General features: G+C 47.0%; 13 protein-coding genes. 11 read left to right on the top strand and 2 right to left on the bottom strand.

Translation table 11 applies throughout. From position 1 onward, the window contains the following. Genes GPL15_RS04865 through GPL15_RS04855 form a run of 3 tightly spaced genes read left to right on the top strand, consistent with a single transcriptional unit; the run spans position 1 to position 4,417 of the window. Positions 1-1,734, top strand: a complete 1,734-nt coding sequence (locus GPL15_RS04865; protein WP_215696555.1) for a [Fe-Fe] hydrogenase large subunit C-terminal domain-containing protein — start codon at positions 1-3, stop codon at positions 1,732-1,734. Further along, positions 1,735-2,913 carry a SpoIIE family protein phosphatase gene (locus tag GPL15_RS04860; protein WP_215696553.1) on the top strand — a complete coding sequence of 393 codons (1,179 nt, stop codon included), beginning with the start codon at positions 1,735-1,737 and terminating at the stop codon, positions 2,911-2,913. 49 nt (positions 2,914-2,962) lie between these two features. Continuing rightward, positions 2,963-4,417 carry a 4Fe-4S dicluster domain-containing protein gene (locus GPL15_RS04855; RefSeq protein WP_215696551.1) on the top strand — a complete coding sequence of 485 codons (1,455 nt, stop codon included), beginning with the start codon at positions 2,963-2,965 and terminating at the stop codon, positions 4,415-4,417. A gap of 90 nt (positions 4,418-4,507) precedes the next feature. On the opposite strand, the gene GPL15_RS04850 is transcribed toward GPL15_RS04855, so the two are convergent. Beyond that, entirely contained in the window at positions 4,508-5,290 is a 783-nt protein-coding gene (locus tag GPL15_RS04850; RefSeq protein ID WP_215696549.1) for a DeoR/GlpR family DNA-binding transcription regulator, read from the bottom strand. Between the two features lie 202 nt (positions 5,291-5,492). Between GPL15_RS04850 and GPL15_RS04845 the strand changes: the two genes are divergently transcribed. The 6 genes from GPL15_RS04845 to GPL15_RS04820 all read left to right on the top strand — a co-directional run bounded on the left by GPL15_RS04845 (position 5,493) and on the right by GPL15_RS04820 (position 12,294). Next, positions 5,493-6,656, top strand: a complete 1,164-nt coding sequence (locus tag GPL15_RS04845; RefSeq protein WP_215696547.1) for an iron-containing alcohol dehydrogenase — start codon at positions 5,493-5,495, stop codon at positions 6,654-6,656. A 296-nt stretch (positions 6,657-6,952) separates the two neighbouring features. Then, positions 6,953-7,801: a ketose-bisphosphate aldolase gene (locus GPL15_RS04840; RefSeq protein WP_252198100.1), complete on the top strand. Its 849-nt coding sequence runs from the start codon at positions 6,953-6,955 to the stop codon at positions 7,799-7,801. Positions 7,802-7,819: 18 nt separating this feature from the next. Beyond that, positions 7,820-9,133, top strand: coding sequence for an SLC13 family permease (locus tag GPL15_RS04835; RefSeq protein ID WP_215696545.1), 1,314 nt, complete (start codon positions 7,820-7,822; stop codon positions 9,131-9,133). 68 nt (positions 9,134-9,201) lie between these two features. Further along, positions 9,202-10,236, top strand: coding sequence for a 5-dehydro-2-deoxygluconokinase (gene iolC / locus GPL15_RS04830; RefSeq protein ID WP_215696543.1), 1,035 nt, complete (start codon positions 9,202-9,204; stop codon positions 10,234-10,236). Positions 10,237-10,523: 287 nt separating this feature from the next. Continuing rightward, positions 10,524-10,907: a type II toxin-antitoxin system PemK/MazF family toxin gene (locus GPL15_RS04825; protein WP_215696541.1), complete on the top strand. Its 384-nt coding sequence runs from the start codon at positions 10,524-10,526 to the stop codon at positions 10,905-10,907. A 178-nt stretch (positions 10,908-11,085) separates the two neighbouring features. Then, on the top strand, positions 11,086-12,294 hold the full coding sequence (locus GPL15_RS04820) for a trypsin-like peptidase domain-containing protein (protein WP_252198099.1): 1,209 nt from the start codon (positions 11,086-11,088) through the stop codon (positions 12,292-12,294). Between the two features lies 1 nt (position 12,295). Here GPL15_RS04820 and GPL15_RS04815 read toward each other — a convergent pair whose 3' ends face one another. Then, positions 12,296-13,387, bottom strand: coding sequence for a M23 family metallopeptidase (locus GPL15_RS04815; protein WP_215696537.1), 1,092 nt, complete (start codon positions 13,385-13,387; stop codon positions 12,296-12,298). 260 nt (positions 13,388-13,647) lie between these two features. On the opposite strand from GPL15_RS04815, the gene GPL15_RS04810 reads away from it, so the two are divergent. Further along, on the top strand, positions 13,648-14,031 hold the full coding sequence (locus tag GPL15_RS04810) for a hypothetical protein (protein ID WP_215696535.1): 384 nt from the start codon (positions 13,648-13,650) through the stop codon (positions 14,029-14,031). Between the two features lie 210 nt (positions 14,032-14,241). Further along, positions 14,242-15,420, top strand: coding sequence for an iron-containing alcohol dehydrogenase (locus GPL15_RS04805; RefSeq protein WP_215696533.1), 1,179 nt, complete (start codon positions 14,242-14,244; stop codon positions 15,418-15,420). The last annotated feature ends 185 nt before the right edge of the window (positions 15,421-15,605 follow it).

The following is a 15,605-nucleotide window of genomic DNA, read 5'->3' as shown; positions in this document are numbered from 1 at the left end:
ATGGGGATTATTGATTTCAAAGCTACAAAGTGTAAACACTGTTATAAGTGCGTGCGGAACTGCGAAGTCAAAGCCATTATGATCAAAGATGAACGGGCGGAAATCATGGAGGACAAGTGCATTTTATGCGGCCACTGCCTTCAGATTTGTCCTCAGTCAGCCAAGACCTTAACCAGTGATCTGGAAATTGTAAAGGGGTACATAAGGCAGGGGATTCCCACTGTCGTTTCCATAGCGCCGTCCTATATGGGACTGTTAAAATATAAAACTCTGGGCCAGGTGAATGCGGCCCTGAGAAAACTGGGCTTTTTAGATGTGAGGGAGACATCAGAAGGGGCCGCTATCGTCACCCAGGAATACGCCGGGCTTTTGGAAGAAGGGAAGATGGAGAATATCATCACAACCTGCTGCCCAAGCGCCAATGACCTGATCGAGATCTACTATCCTCAGTTGATCCCCTATCTGGCTCCGGTTGTTTCGCCGATGATCGCCCATGGAAAGCTTTTGAAAAAGGAATTCGGCCAGGAGACCAAAGTGGTGTTCTTAGGGCCGTGCATTGCCAAGAAAAAAGAGGCCAGGGATCCGCGCCATGACAGTTATGTGGATGCAGTGCTCAATTTCAACGAAATCGAACGCTGGCTGAGGGAAGAGGATATCGTTGTGGAGGACTGTGAGGATATTCCTTTTGCCAATATAGATCCCAAGGTGAACCGGCTGTATCCGGTTACAAACGGGGTAGTGAATTCTGTTCTCACAACGGAAAGAAAATCGGACAGCTACCGCAAGTTCTATGTCCACGGCTCAAAGAACTGTATCGACCTCTGCGCCAGCATGTCCAGGGGAGAGATCAAGGGCTGTTTTATTGAGATGAATATGTGTTCCGGCGGCTGTATCAAAGGGCCTACGGTCAATGACGAAAGCATTTCCAGATTTAAAGTGAAACTGGACATGGAAGAGACCATCGCAAAGGAGCCGGTGGATGCGGATCAGGAGACGAATTTAACCGAAGGGCTTCGTTTTGGCAAGATATTCCTGGATCATTCACCGAAAGATCCCATGCCGACAGAGGCGCAGATTCTGGAAATCCTGCGAAAAACAGGCAAGAATAAGCCGGAGGACGAGCTGAACTGCGGCGCCTGCGGATATCCCACCTGCCGGGAGAAGGCCATTGCCGTATTCCAGAAAAAGGCGGAGCTGAACATGTGCATTCCATTTATGCATGAAAAAGCAGAATCCCTGTCCAATCTGGTTATGGATACATCCCCTAATATTGTTCTGATCGTAGACAAAGATATGAGGATCATGGAATATTCTGCTGTTGGTGAGAAGTATTTTGGAAAGACCAGGGCGGAAGCTCTTGATATGTATCTGTATGAATTTATCGACCCGGTTGATTTCCAGTGGGTCTATGACACACATCAGAACATCCACGGCAAGAAGGTGACCTATACGGAATACAGCTTATCCACCCTTCAGAATATCGTTTATGTGGAGAAGGAAGATGTGGTGCTGGCTACGTTCATCGATATCACGAAGGAAGAGGAACAGGCCCAGCAGGATTATGAACGGAAGCTGGAAACCATTGACCTGGCGCAGAAAGTCATCCATAAACAGATGATGGTCGCTCAGGAGATTGCCGGACTTTTGGGAGAGACAACGGCTGATACCAAGACGACGCTGACACAGCTTTGCCGTTCCCTTCTGGAAGAAGGAAGTGAAAGCGAGGTCAAATAAATGGGAGTTACCGTAGACGTTGCTTATAAAAGCTTGAATAAATTTACGGAAGTCCTGTGTGGTGACAAGGTGGAGATTCTCCAGACGGAAGATTCCAACATTCTGATTCTGGCGGATGGTATGGGAAGCGGCGTAAAGGCCAACATCCTTGCCACCCTGACTTCCAAAATCCTGGGAACCATGTTTTTAAACGGCGCCACGCTGGAGGAGTGTGTGGAGACGATTGTCCAGACCCTTCCGGTCTGCCAGGTTCGCCAGGTGGCCTATTCTACATTCAGCATTTTACAGGTATTTAATAATGGGGATGCCTATCTGGTGGAATTCGACAATCCGTCCTGCATCTATATCCGGGATGGAAAACTGGTTCCCATTCCTCAGAACATCCGCGTTATTGAGAATAAAAAGATCAATGAGTTCCGCTTCAAGGTAAAAAAAGGGGATGCCCTGATTTTAATGAGCGACGGAACCATTCATGCAGGGGTTGGACGCCTGCTGAATTTCGGCTGGGTTTGGGACGACATTGCGACCTATGCGGTGAAGCAGTATTCCCTCACCATTTCAGCCATGCGCCTTGCCAGCTCCATCAGCCGCGCCTGCGATGAACTCTATCAGTTCCGGCCAGGGGATGACACTACGGTGGCCGTCATGAGAATCATCGACAGCAAGCCGGTTCATCTGATGACCGGACCGGCTCAGAAGATGGAAGACGACAGCCGGATGGTGGCTGACTTTATGGGCGGAGACGGCGCAAAGCGCATTGTCTGCGGAGGCACAAGCGCCACCATCGTTTCCAGAGTGCTGAAAAAGCGTCTGGATGTATCATTGGATTATGTGGACCCGGAGATTCCGCCCATTGCCTATATGGACGGCATTGATCTTGTAACAGAAGGTGTCCTCACCTTAAACCGTGTGATCCAGCTTTTGAAACGGTATGTGAAGAATGAAAGCGTTTCCGAGGAATTTTTCCTGGAACTGGATAAGCCAAACGGCGCTTCTATGGTGGCGAAAGTGCTCATAGAGGACTGCACGGAGCTGCATTTATATGTAGGAAAAGCGATTAACAGCGCATATCAGAACCCGGGGCTGCCATTTGATCTGGGTATCAGACAGAACCTTGTGGAGCAGTTAAAACATACGGTGGAAGATATGGGCAAACAGGTAATTGTAACTTACTATTAATTATTATAATTAGGTTTCTGGTAGCACGAAACCGGAGGAGAGAAGAATCATGGTAACGAATGACGCAACAATTTTGAAACTGAAGCATGAAGTGCTGTTTGAAGTGGCAAAGATGGCCTGGGAAGGCGAACTGGAGCAGCACAGGGACGAGATTCCATATAAGATGATTCCGGGGCCACAGGCTCAGTTCCGCTGCTGCATCTATAAAGAGCGTGAAATTATCCGCCAAAGGGTACGCCTTGCGGAAGGAAAATGTCCAACCAGCGGAAAAGACACCATCAATGTGGTACAGGTAATCAGTTCCGCCTGTGAGGGCTGTCCGATTTCCCGTTACGTTGTAACCGATAACTGTCAGAAGTGTATGGGAAAGGCATGTCAGAATTCCTGTCATTTCGGCGCCATCTCCATGGGACGGGACCGTGCCTATATTGATCCTGATAAATGCAAAGAATGCGGAAAATGTTCCCAGGCATGTCCGTACAACGCCATTGCAGACCTGATGAGGCCCTGTAAGAAGAGCTGCCCTGTGGACGCCATCACCATGGACGAAAACGGCATCGTGGTAATTGACGAGAGCAAATGCATCCAGTGCGGCGCCTGCGTTCATAGCTGCCCCTTCGGAGCCATTGGTTCCAAGACATTTATGGTGGATGTGATCAACCTGATCCGGGCAGGAAAGAAAGTGGTTGCCATGGTGGCCCCCGCCACAGAAGGCCAGTTCGGGCCCGATATAACCATGGCGAGCTGGAAGACCGCTCTTAAAAAAGTGGGATTTGCCGATATGGTGGAAGTGGCGTTAGGCGGTGATATGACTGCTGCCGCGGAAGCGGTCGAATGGGCGGAAGCGTATAAAGAGGGCAAGAAGATGACCACCTCCTGCTGTCCTGCATTTGTAAATATGATCAAACAGCATTTCCCAATGCTTTTGGACAACATGTCAACCACTGTGTCTCCGATGTGCGGTGTTTCCAGAATGCTGAAAGCACAGGATCCGGAAGTGATCACCGTATTCATCGGGCCATGTATGGCGAAGAAGAGTGAAACTCTGGATTTAAACATCCAGGGCAACGCGGACTATGCCATGACATTTGGAGAAATCCGCGCTATGATGAGGGCCAAAGGGGTTGAGCTGGAACCGGAAGCCAATACATACCAGGAAGGTTCCGTATTCGGAAAGAGATTCGGAAATTCCGGCGGCGTTACCGCTGCGGTTGTGGAGTGCTTCAAGGAGATGAACGAAGACATCACGCCGGAAGTTATGAAATGCAACGGCGCTGCGGAATGTAAAAAGGCGCTGATGATGCTGAAGGTAGGAAAACTGCCTGCCGACTTTGTGGAAGGCATGGCCTGTGTGGGCGGCTGCGTGGGCGGCCCCAGCAAACATAAGACAGAAGTGGAAGCCAAGAAGGCCAGAGACCAGTTGATCGGCGCTGCGGACGACCGTCTGGTGCATCAGAATCTGGGGAATTATGAGATGGATAAGTTTTCCATGCACAGACATTAAGACGTGGGGCTTTTATATGGCGGGGCTCCGGAAGATGATTCTTCCGGAGCCTTTTTCCATTGTATCGTTCGTCCGGTTCCCGGGCCCCTTTCAGACCTGCTCAGGGGCAACTCCCAGATGAATTCCGTATTTTTTGAATGCATCCAGATAATCGGCAGAAGGCGTCACGTCTGTCAGTATATAATTAAAATCCTGAAGCTGTCCGAAGGTACAGAGCGAGGTCTGGTTAAACTTTGTATGATCAGCTAAAAGATAAGTTTCACCGCTGCTTTTTAGAACCTCTTTTTTTACCTCATACTCTTCGTGAGTGGCATTGGAAACCCCGTTGATTAAAGAAATACAGGTACAAGCCATAAAAGATTTCCTGATATTGAATTTTTTCAGGGATTCGATGCAGCTGGAACCCACTAAAGAGGCGGTTTTATGGTTTAAAACTCCGGGGAGTACAATCAGCCGCAGCATTGGGTAAGACAGAGCCTTGTGGGCCACTTCAATGCTGTTGGTTATGATGGTTACATTTTCCTTATCTTCGATGTAATCAATGATATTGATGGTGGTGGTTCCCGTATCGATGAAAATGGAATCGCCGCTGGCGATATAGGACGCCGCGAGCCGGGATATCCTGTCTTTGATCTCATGGTTTTTAATATTGCGTTCATTATAAGAAATAAGACCTGCATATTCTCCGTTTTTTTTCTCCACTGCGGTCACTCCGCCATAGACTTTCTCAATATTTCCCCGTTTTACCAGTTCGTTTATATCGCGCCTGATTGTATTTTTAGAAATATTGAACTTTTCACACAGGTCCTCCAAGGTAACTGTTTTATTTTCTATAATATATTCTTCGATCTGATCAATTCTTTGTACTCTCATGAACATCCTCCAACTCTGGCAAAAATATTATCTAAAGTATAGCATTATTTTAATATAAACTGCAATAAATATTTAAAATACAATCAAAAATACATCAATTTTTATATATAATATTGACAATGTAAAATTATGTGTTAAGATATAATCATAATTTAACCATAATATAACCAAAAAGTGATTAGTAAGAGGAGGTATCAGTGCTATGGCTTGTCAGTTTGTAATGCCGAAACAAGTATTTATGGGAGATGGCGCGTTGGAAATGAGCCGGGCGGCTCTGCAAAATCTGGGAAAAAAGGCGCTTATTGTTACAGACCAGGTGATGGTTCAGCTTGGTAATGTGAAAAGGCTTACAGATCTCCTGGATGAAGTCAACGTGAGCTATGCTTTGTATCAGGATATTAATGGTGAACCAACAGACCGGATGATAGAGGGCGGTTTATCCGTATACCGGGAAGAGGCGTGTGATTGTTTAATTGCGGTGGGCGGAGGAAGCCCTATAGATTCCATGAAAGCAATTGGAGCGGTTGCGGGCTGCGGAGGGAAGATTTCCGATTATATGGGAAAAGAAATTAAAGGCGCGGTTCCGCCAATGGCGGCGGTTCCCACAACGGCGGGAACGGGATCGGAGGCGACCCAGTTTACGATCATCACTGATACGGAAAAGGATATTAAGATGCTGTTGAAAGGCGGTGTACTGATGCCGGATATGGCAATTGTGGACCCTGTTTTTACTATGACAGCTCCGCCTAAGATCACTGCGGCCACAGGACTTGATGCCTTGACTCATGCCATAGAAGCGTATACTTCCAGGAGGGCCGGTTCCCTTTCGGATTTATATGCGCTGTCCGCTGTTAAGAGAATATTTGAGAATCTGCCTGTCTGCTACCATGACGGTACGAACCGGAAAGCGAGAGAAGAGATGTCATTGGCCGCATTTGAAGCGGGCGTCGCTTTTAACAATTCTTCCGTTACGGTAGTACATGGCATGTCCCGGCCGATTGGGGCTTTATTCCATGTTGCCCATGGCATTTCCAATGCCATGCTGCTAAAAGCCTGCCTCAGCTATGTGATGGATGGAGCTTACGGCCGGTTCGCGGAGCTTGGCAGGGTCTGCGGCGCGGCCGGAAGCGGTGATTCCGATCAGGCGGCAGCGGAAAAGTTCCTGGCCCGGACAGTGGCTCTCTGCCGGGAACTGGAGATACCGACGCTTTCAGGTTATGGAATTGATCAGACAGAATTTTACCGTCTCATGGACAAAATGGCGGATGATGCGCTGGCGTCCGGAAGCCCCGCCAATACCAGAAAGGTTTTGGGTAAAGATGATATCCTGAAAATTTACTCGAATTTGTGGGAGGAAAATGCCTGAAGCGCCAGGAAAATGAAAATGCGTTTTTTTGAGAAATGAACCAGCGGTAAAACAGGAAGCGGTTATATCCTGTTTTACCGTTTTTTGTTGCCAATATTCCCTCATTGCCAGGGGCCAATACCTGTTATTGGCTGTCTGGCATTTTTGTACAAAAGAAGAACAAAAAATTATAAATAAATAACAAAAATATATTAAGGTATTGACATTTGATAATAATAGAACTAATATATAATCAAGAATTAACCAAAAGATAATTCGAATATATCCAATATATAATCAAAAGTGAGGTGGAAGATATGCTGGTTACGATGAAAGAACTGTTGGAGGAGGCATCCCGGTCCGGTAAAGCCGTGGGCGGTTTCAATGTAGGTAATATGGAGATGGTTGCCGGAGCGGTACAGGCAGCGGAGATGACAAACACCCCGGTTATTCTTCAGATCGCAGAGAAGCGGCTTAAAGCTTCTCCGCTCAATCTCATGGCGCCCATGATGGTTCAGGCGGCAAAAGACGCCAAGGTAAATGTCGCGGTCCATTTGGATCACGGGCTGACGATGGAGGTGATAAAACAAGCCCTGGATTTTGGATTTTCCTCAGTCATGTTCGATGGTTCGGAATATTCTTTGGAAGAGAACATCAGAAGAACGAAAGAGGTAAAAAAGGTTTCAGACCTGTATGGAGCTTCTCTTGAAGCGGAGCTGGGAGCCGTGGGGGGAAATGAAGGAAATGGCGACCGGGATGTTTCTTATACGAATCCCGACGATGCGGAATTATTTTTCAAGGCTGTGGGAATGGACGCCCTGGCGGTGGCGATCGGCAATGCCCATGGTCATTACATATCCGCTCCGGAACTCAGGTTTGACGTGCTGGAAGAGATTCATCGGAGAATCCGGGTGCCATTGGTTCTGCATGGCGGAAGCGGGATTTCATTCGAAGAATTCCGCAAAACCATAGATCATGGCATCCGTAAGATCAATATTGCAACCGCCAGTTTTGACGCGGTGACGGAGGCGGACAGAAAATATCTGGAAAAGAACCCGGATGGGGATTATTTTGGCTTATCCTCGTCAGGAATCAGGGGAGTTTATGAAAATGTACGGAAACACATCCACGTATTTAACAATGAAAAACCATTAAACGAATTATAAACCAGGAGGAAGAATGTTATGATAGGGGTAATCGGAGTATTTCTTGGATTAGCGGTGCTTATGTATTTGACCTATAAAGGATGGCATATGGGTCTGGTAACAATCGCTGCAGCATTGGTAGTTATTGTGTGCAACGGCATGGGAATTTGGAATGGTCTTGCGGAAGCCTATGCTACGGCCTTTAAAAATTTTGCGGGAACATGGTTTTTAATGCTGATTTTAGGTGCGGCATTTGGTAAAATTATGGAAGAATCAGGAGCGGCGGCATCCATTTCCAATTATATCGTGGGTAAACTGGGAAAGAAACGGATTGTGCTGATCGTACTGATTACAACGGCGATTCTGGCATATGGTGGAATCAGCGTGTTTGTTATCATGTTCACCATGTATCCGTTTTGCATGGCGTTGTTTAAAGAAGCAGATATTCCTAAGAAACTGTTTCCGGCGATGTCAATTTGTATGGCAGGATCAACATGTATGACATTTTTCCCGGGTTCTCCATCCGTACCGAACCTGGTGCCTACGGAATACTTAGGAACCACGATCTATGCGGCGCCGGTCATTGGTATTATCGGCGGATTGTTTGTTTTTGTTCTGGATTATCTGTTCCTGACACACTGTATTAAAAAATGTGCCGAAAAAGGAGAACATTTTGTTCCGGCGGCAGACGACGTGATTGTGGATATCAATGATGAAAAGATGCTCGCCGGGCTTCCGCCGGTTGGAAAATCGTTTGCGCCGATTCTTGTTTTGGTGGTGGCGGCATTTGCTTTGATGAAGATATTAAATCCTTCGAACTTCGCGGTAGTTACGGCCATGGCGATTGCCTGCCTGGTGGGGATCGTGCTGTTCCATGATAAATTCAATGTTAAAAATGCAATCGCTTCCGGCATGGGAAATGGCTTTAACTCCCTTATGGTGACTTCCGCAATCATGGGCTTTGGCGGTGTTGTAACTGCTTCGCCGGCATTTGAATCCTTTACAAACTGGATTTTAAGCCTGCAGATGAACCCAATTCTGTTCGCCTGTGTGGCAATTAACGTGATCTGCGCCATTACCGGATCCGCGTCCGGCGGTATCACGATTTTCTGGAATACATTAGCGGATTACATGATACAGACAGGATTAAATACGCAGATCATGCACAGAATCACTTGTATTGCATGTTCGGGTCTGGATGCGATGCCTCATTCTTCCGGAATTGTGCTGGCAAACAGCGTTGCGAAAACTGAGATGAAAGACAGTTATGTCTATATGTTTGTTACAAACGCTGCTATCCCGTTGTGCGGGCTTGTCCTGGCGATTATCCTGTACAGCCTGGGGCTTTGCTGATAATACGGCGCATGGATGGCTGAATATCATTTGCATTCAATAATGGTCTATAAAATGGAGGGAAAGAGATGTCAGATTTAATTAAAAATATTATTACATTTGATGAAACAAGAATTTATGATATGATCCTTTTAGGGCGTGTTGCCATTGATTTTAATCCGATCGATTATTTTAAAACCCTTGGCGAAAGCCAAAGTTTCAAAAAATACATAGGCGGTTCGCCTGCCAATACGGCAGTGGGCCTGGCCCGGCTGGGTAAGAAATGCGGCTTTTTTTCACGAGTTTCGGATGACCAGTTCGGAGATTTTGCCATTGACTATTTTAATAATGAAGGAATCGATACTTCTCATATTTTCCGGTGTGAACATGGGGAAAAGATCGGTTTAACATTTACCGAAATCCTCTCTCCCACGGAAAGCAGCATTTTAATGTACAGAAACCAGGCGGCGGATCTGTCGCTGGACCCTGCGGACATCGATGAAGCCTATGTTGCGTCTGCGAAAATGCTTCTCATTTCAGGTACTGCCCTGGCCCAGAGCCCATCCAGAGAAGCTGCGTTAAAAGCGGCGGCCCTTGCAAAGAAAACCAATACTCCAATCGTATTCGATATAGATTACCGGCCTTATAATTGGAAGAGTGAGGATGAAATCGCCATTTACTATTCATCTGCAGCAAAGGACGCGGATATTATTATGGGATCCCGGGAGGAATACGATCTGACGGAGAGGTTTTTAGGGCTGGACGGCGCGGACCAGACTTCCGCAGATTACTGGACACAGAAGCAGAACGCGAAAATTGTAGTGATAAAACATGGAAAAGAAGGATCTACGGCATATACATGTGATGGAAAGAGCTATTCCATTAAACCGTTTCCGGTCAAAGCGTTGAAATCCTTTGGCGGCGGGGACGGATATGCGGCAAGTTTTCTGTACGGTGTGCTGGAAGGTATGGATATTATGGATGCGTTGGAGATGGGAAGCGCAGAGGCGGCCATGCTGGTGGCCAGCCACGGATGTTCCGCCGATATGCCTGATGTAGAACAGGTGAAGGAATTCATACGGAAAGAGAAAGAAGAGTATGGGGAGATGGTGGCGAGAGCATAAAAGTAACGGGTGTAAAGTAAAGGGTGAAGGCATTTTCGAAAATGCCTTCACCCTTTACTTTACACCCGTTATTTTAATTAAAAAAATATTCCTCCGGTATAGACCGCGTTTTCCTTGTCAATAATCTTACTAACAGAAACAAAGCGGAGATATGTGCAAAAAATATTCCTGAGGACTTATTTTTTACACCCGAATTTGTGCCGGAGCCACAAATTTGTATCGCAGCTGAAAATTTGAAATTCTCAGCGCGTGCCTTCGCAAAAAAACGCTCCGGAATGGAGATTAATATGGAAAACAACATTTACAGAGGCGACATCTATTACGCAGACTTATCCCCAACCGTAGGTTCTGAACAGGGCGGCGTCCGTCCGGTTCTTATTATACAAAATGACATGGGAAACCGTCACAGCCCCACTGTCATCGTAGCAGCGTTAACCAGCAAGAGCACCAAAGCCAAACTTCCCACACATGTAACGCTTCCCAGGATGGCAAGCGGCCTGCCCTGCGATTCCACCGTTCTCATGGAGCAGGTAAGGACAATCGATCAAAAAAGGCTTCACGGTTACATAGGACATCTCAATGATTTGTGGATGACCCGGATGGACAGGGCGCTTTGTATCAGCATGGGAATCCGGGGAGCGGATGCACAACAGGAACGGCGCAGGGCGTAAATGGCCCGGGAAAGAACGGCGCAGGGCGTAAAACGCGCAGGCCCCAAGCGGATATTTAAGACACAAATACTCCTTTTTTTCATCACAATTCCTTCATAATTTCTGGCTATATTATTTAGTGTAAAGAGGTTATGAGGATTTAACAGATAGATAGATGTGAGAAAGGAGTGCAATGATTATGATGAAAAATTTAGCGAAGAAAGCTGCAGGGATCACTGCGGCAGCCCTTTTATTCGGTACGGTATCAGGCGGTGTGATGGCAGGATTAAATGCATGGAGCAGTTCAGTTCTGGAAGTGAAGGAGAGCCGGGCGGTTCCTCAGAAAACGGCGGCGGTCAGCGCCCAGAACACAGACACAGGCGGAATGGGCGGAACCATTCAGACCATAGGAGTGACCGACGTTTCAGGAATTGTGGAGCAGGCCATGCCGTCCGTGGTTGCCATAACGGATAAAATGACCGTGGAACAGATGACATTTTTCGGCCCCCAGAGTTATGAAGCCGAAAGCAGCGGCTCAGGTATTATCATCGGTGAAAATGACAAGGAACTTCTGATTGCCACCAACAACCACGTGGTTGACGGCGCCCAGAATATGACAGTGACATTTGTGGATGAGACATCGGTGGAGGCGGCTATAAAAGGCACAGACGCCGCTTCTGATTTGGCCGTCATAGCCGTACCGCTGGATAAAATACCTTCCGATACCATGAGCAGGATTAAAGCGGCCAATATCGGGGATTCCGACAGTTTAAAAGTGGGCCAGCAGGTGGTGGCAATCGGCAATGCACTGGGTGAAGGCCAGTCAGCGACGGTCGGTTATGTCAGCGCTCTGGACCGCAAAGTGAAAGGTGAAGACGGGACAGAACATACATTTATCCAGACTGACGCGGCTATCAATCCCGGCAACAGCGGCGGTGCATTATTGGATTTGGGCGGCAATCTGATCGGTATAAACGCGGCGAAGACAGCGTCCACAGAAGTGGAAGGCATGGGATATGCGATCCCCATTTCCAAAGCCATGGAAATTCTGGATCCGCTCATGACGAAACAGACCAGGGTGAAAGTGGATGATGAGAAACGGGGCTGGCTGGGAATTGAAGGAACCAACATTGACGCCCAGGCCTCCCAGGCATACGATATGCCGGTTGGAATCTTTGTATATAAGATTCTGGATGACGGAGCGGCCGCAGGTTCAGATTTGAGAGAAAAGGATATCATTACGAAATTTGACGGGCAGTCGGTTACCACCCTGGGCCAGCTTCAGAACATGCTGACTTATTATGAGAAAGGTTCTAAAGTGACTTTGACCGTCCAGTCCCTGGCGGATGGAAAATACCAGGAACGGGAGGTTGAGATCACGCTGGGAGGACAGCAGAATTCCAATTAAATCATTGTGAATAGGTATTTATAACAGGGTCTTTCATATCATAGACCCTGTTATATTCTTTTGTTTCCTGATTTTTTATGGTTTCGGACCGGTTCATGGACAGGAATTTAACAAGCTCATAACAGTCGACCCAGATTTCATTATTGCCTTCTTTCTGTGATTCGTCGAAAATCAACTGAAGGCCGAAATGAAGATGGGGTTCGTCGATGTTGTTTGTATTTTCCGTACTGCTGTACCCGGTGCGGCCCAGATATCCGATCACATCACCGGCTTTTACGATACTTCCTTCTTTCAGGCTTTTGTGATAGGGATAATTTTTGCGCAGATGGGCGTAATAATAGTACCGTTTCTTATCAAAACTGCGGATGCCCAGCCGCCAGCCGCCATACTGGTTCCATCCGATTGCCTCCACATAGCCGGATTCCACTGCTATAACAGGGGTTCCCACCTGCCCCATGAGATCATGTCCCAGATGCTGCCTTCTGTAGCCATAAGAACGGGAAGTTCCGAAGTCGTCAAAATCAGTATAGGGAAAATTTTTGGCGATGGGGGAAAATGCCTTGAGCCCGTATTTGGTAAGCCATACTTGTTCGGATTCATTTTCCTCTCCATCGGCGGATTCCGTTAACATAGAAGCCGGAACCTCAGACGGGGGCACCTGAATTTCATAAAGCCCGACCATACCGCCTAACACTGCGCCGTAAGCTTCTTTATAATAAGAAAAGTATTTCATATCCTTTGTTAACGTCTCCAGGCTTTCGCCGTTCTGGAGTTTTTCCGCGAAATCTTTCATATCCTGGGAACGGTATTTGGAAAAATCCCCGCCGTATTTGGCCCCAAGATAGGCCAGCAAATCGATCCAATCCAAATGAACCTCTTTTTGATAACTGTTCATATCCAGTTGAAGGGCCATTTTCATGGCGTCTGAAGTCACGTCAAAATCCACCCATTTTATGTATTTAGGGGCATCGGAAGAGGTGGCTGTATTCGTATTGGCGCTGTCCGAAGGATAAGGGGCAACCCGGTGCCATAACAGGGATCCGGTCAGCATAAGAAGCAGCAGACACTCTATGTAAATGATTTTCCGGCTCATTTTTTCCTCTCAATTCTGCCGTGTCCGGCAATTTTATTCTGTCAAATTAATAGATACTTCTCCTACATAAAAAATATGCTGTCCATGTCTGATTTATGCATATAACAGAAGTGGGGAGCAATAGAAAAAAAGAAATGTTTGACAATTAACAAACAATAATATTAATTACCAGAAAATATTGCAAATTACTTGACTGAAATCAGAAAAATGATATAATGATAAAAAGAGGAGAATCGAATTTTTAGAAGGAGGATCGGTCTATGGGAGATAATAAAAACATACCGTTACTGTTATTGGATAGTCAGACTCTGTCTTATGTGTTGGGAAATGGGGAATTCCGCTTTACCAACCTGAAGTTTGATGAAGCTAAGGCGATTATCGAGATGAATGGATTGGAAAATGTGGTCCGCTGTTACATCAATCCGGAAATCGACATGGCCCTGCGCAACTATGTAAAAGTAGAAGAAACCGCGTTCCCATATCAGGAAACCCATGAAATCATGGTGGGACAGGATGCCATTGCCATTAAATTCTACGTAACCGCATCCGGGACCCAGCCCATAATTCTTGGAGATGAGGGGCAGCAGGCGAAGAAAATCCGCAATGTATATGTATACTGCCAGCATGTAATCCGGTTAAAATAAGCCTGGATATTTGAATGAAACAGAATGCTGCTGGAGAAGTTTGAGGTGATTTGGGCGGTCAGCCCCATTTGAGCCCGCGCCATTTTGATGGGTAGATGAGCAAGCAAAGATTCGGGAGATCGACATGAAAAGCATTGTGGATTTCTCGGATCTTTTTTGATATAATAGGTTTAATTTCTTTAAAATTACGTTGGCATTGAGGAGGTCATGATGAGAAATTTTGAGTTTTGTACGCCTACCAGAGTAGTATTTGGCAGGGACACGCAGAAGAAGGCAGGAAAGTTAATTAAAGGATACGGATTTAAAAAGGTTTTAATCCATTACGGCGGAGGAAGCGTGGTGCGGTCCGGTTTATTAGATCAGGTGACGGATTCTCTGAAAGAAGCCGGAATCGAATATGTGACATTGGGCGGTGTTCAGCCTAATCCTACACTGTCTCTGGCTAAAGAAGGCATAAAACTCTGCCTGGACGAAGGCGTTGATTTTATTTTAGCGGTAGGCGGCGGAAGCGTAATCGATTCTGCAAAATGCATTGCAGACGGCGCAGCCAACCCGGATATCGATGTATGGAAATTTTTTGCCGGAGAGGAAAAACTGAAAAAATCGCTTCCCCAGGGCAATGTGCTTACTTTATCGGCTTCCGGCAGTGAGATGAGCAATTCCTGCGTCATCACCAATGAGGACGGAGGCCTGAAGCGCGGGCTCAGCTCCCAGCTCCACCGTCCGCTGTTTGCAATCTGCAACCCGGAGCTCACCTATACGGTGAACAAATACCAGACAGGCTGCGGCAGTGTTGATATCATGATGCATACTCTGGAACGCTATCTGGGCGCGGATCAGGATACTCCGCTGACCGACCGGATTGCGGAAGGGCTGTTAAAGACCGTTGCAGAAGCAGGAAAAATCGCGGATCAGGAACCGGACAACTATGAAGCCCGCGCCACACTGATGTGGGCCGGCAGCCTTTCCCACAACAATCTGACAAGCACCGGCCGTGATTTCTACATGCAGGTACATCAGATGGAACATGAACTTTCCGGCATGTATCCCCAGATATCCCACGGAGCAGGGCTGTCCGCATTATTCTGCACCTGGGCCAGATACGTATGCCCTTATAATGTAAACCGGTTTGCCCAACTGGCAGTCCGTGTCTGGGGAATCGATATGAACTTCGAAGACCCGATGAAGACGGCTATGGCCGGTATCGATGCGTTCGAGAATTTCTTCAAGAGCATAGGAATGCCTGTCAGAATCGGAGAACTGGGCGTGGAAGAAGATCGTCTGGAAGAACTGGCGGAAAAATGTACGTTCTTTGGCAAGAGGACGCTGCCGGGGATTAAGGAATTTGGAAAAGAGGAGATTCTCGAAGTCTATAGACGGGCTATGTAAAATAATGGGGGAGCTTTATTTAGTTGAGGAAGTTACGCTGTAAATCCAGGGAATGGGGACGGATGGGGGCGGAGACCCGCTTGGAGGTTTGACACCGGGCGGAGGGGAATCCGTTGGCGATGAAAACCGGCTTCCAACCGTAAGTGAAACTAAGGCTCCAGGGACGAAAAAAGACGGTCCGATGC

Origin of the sequence: Clostridium sp. MCC353, assembly GCF_018785315.1 — a bacterium.
Lineage (GTDB): Bacteria > Bacillota > Clostridia > Lachnospirales > Lachnospiraceae > CHH4-2.
Note: the sequence above shows the minus strand (reverse complement) of the source record. Positions and strands in the feature narration are given on the sequence as shown.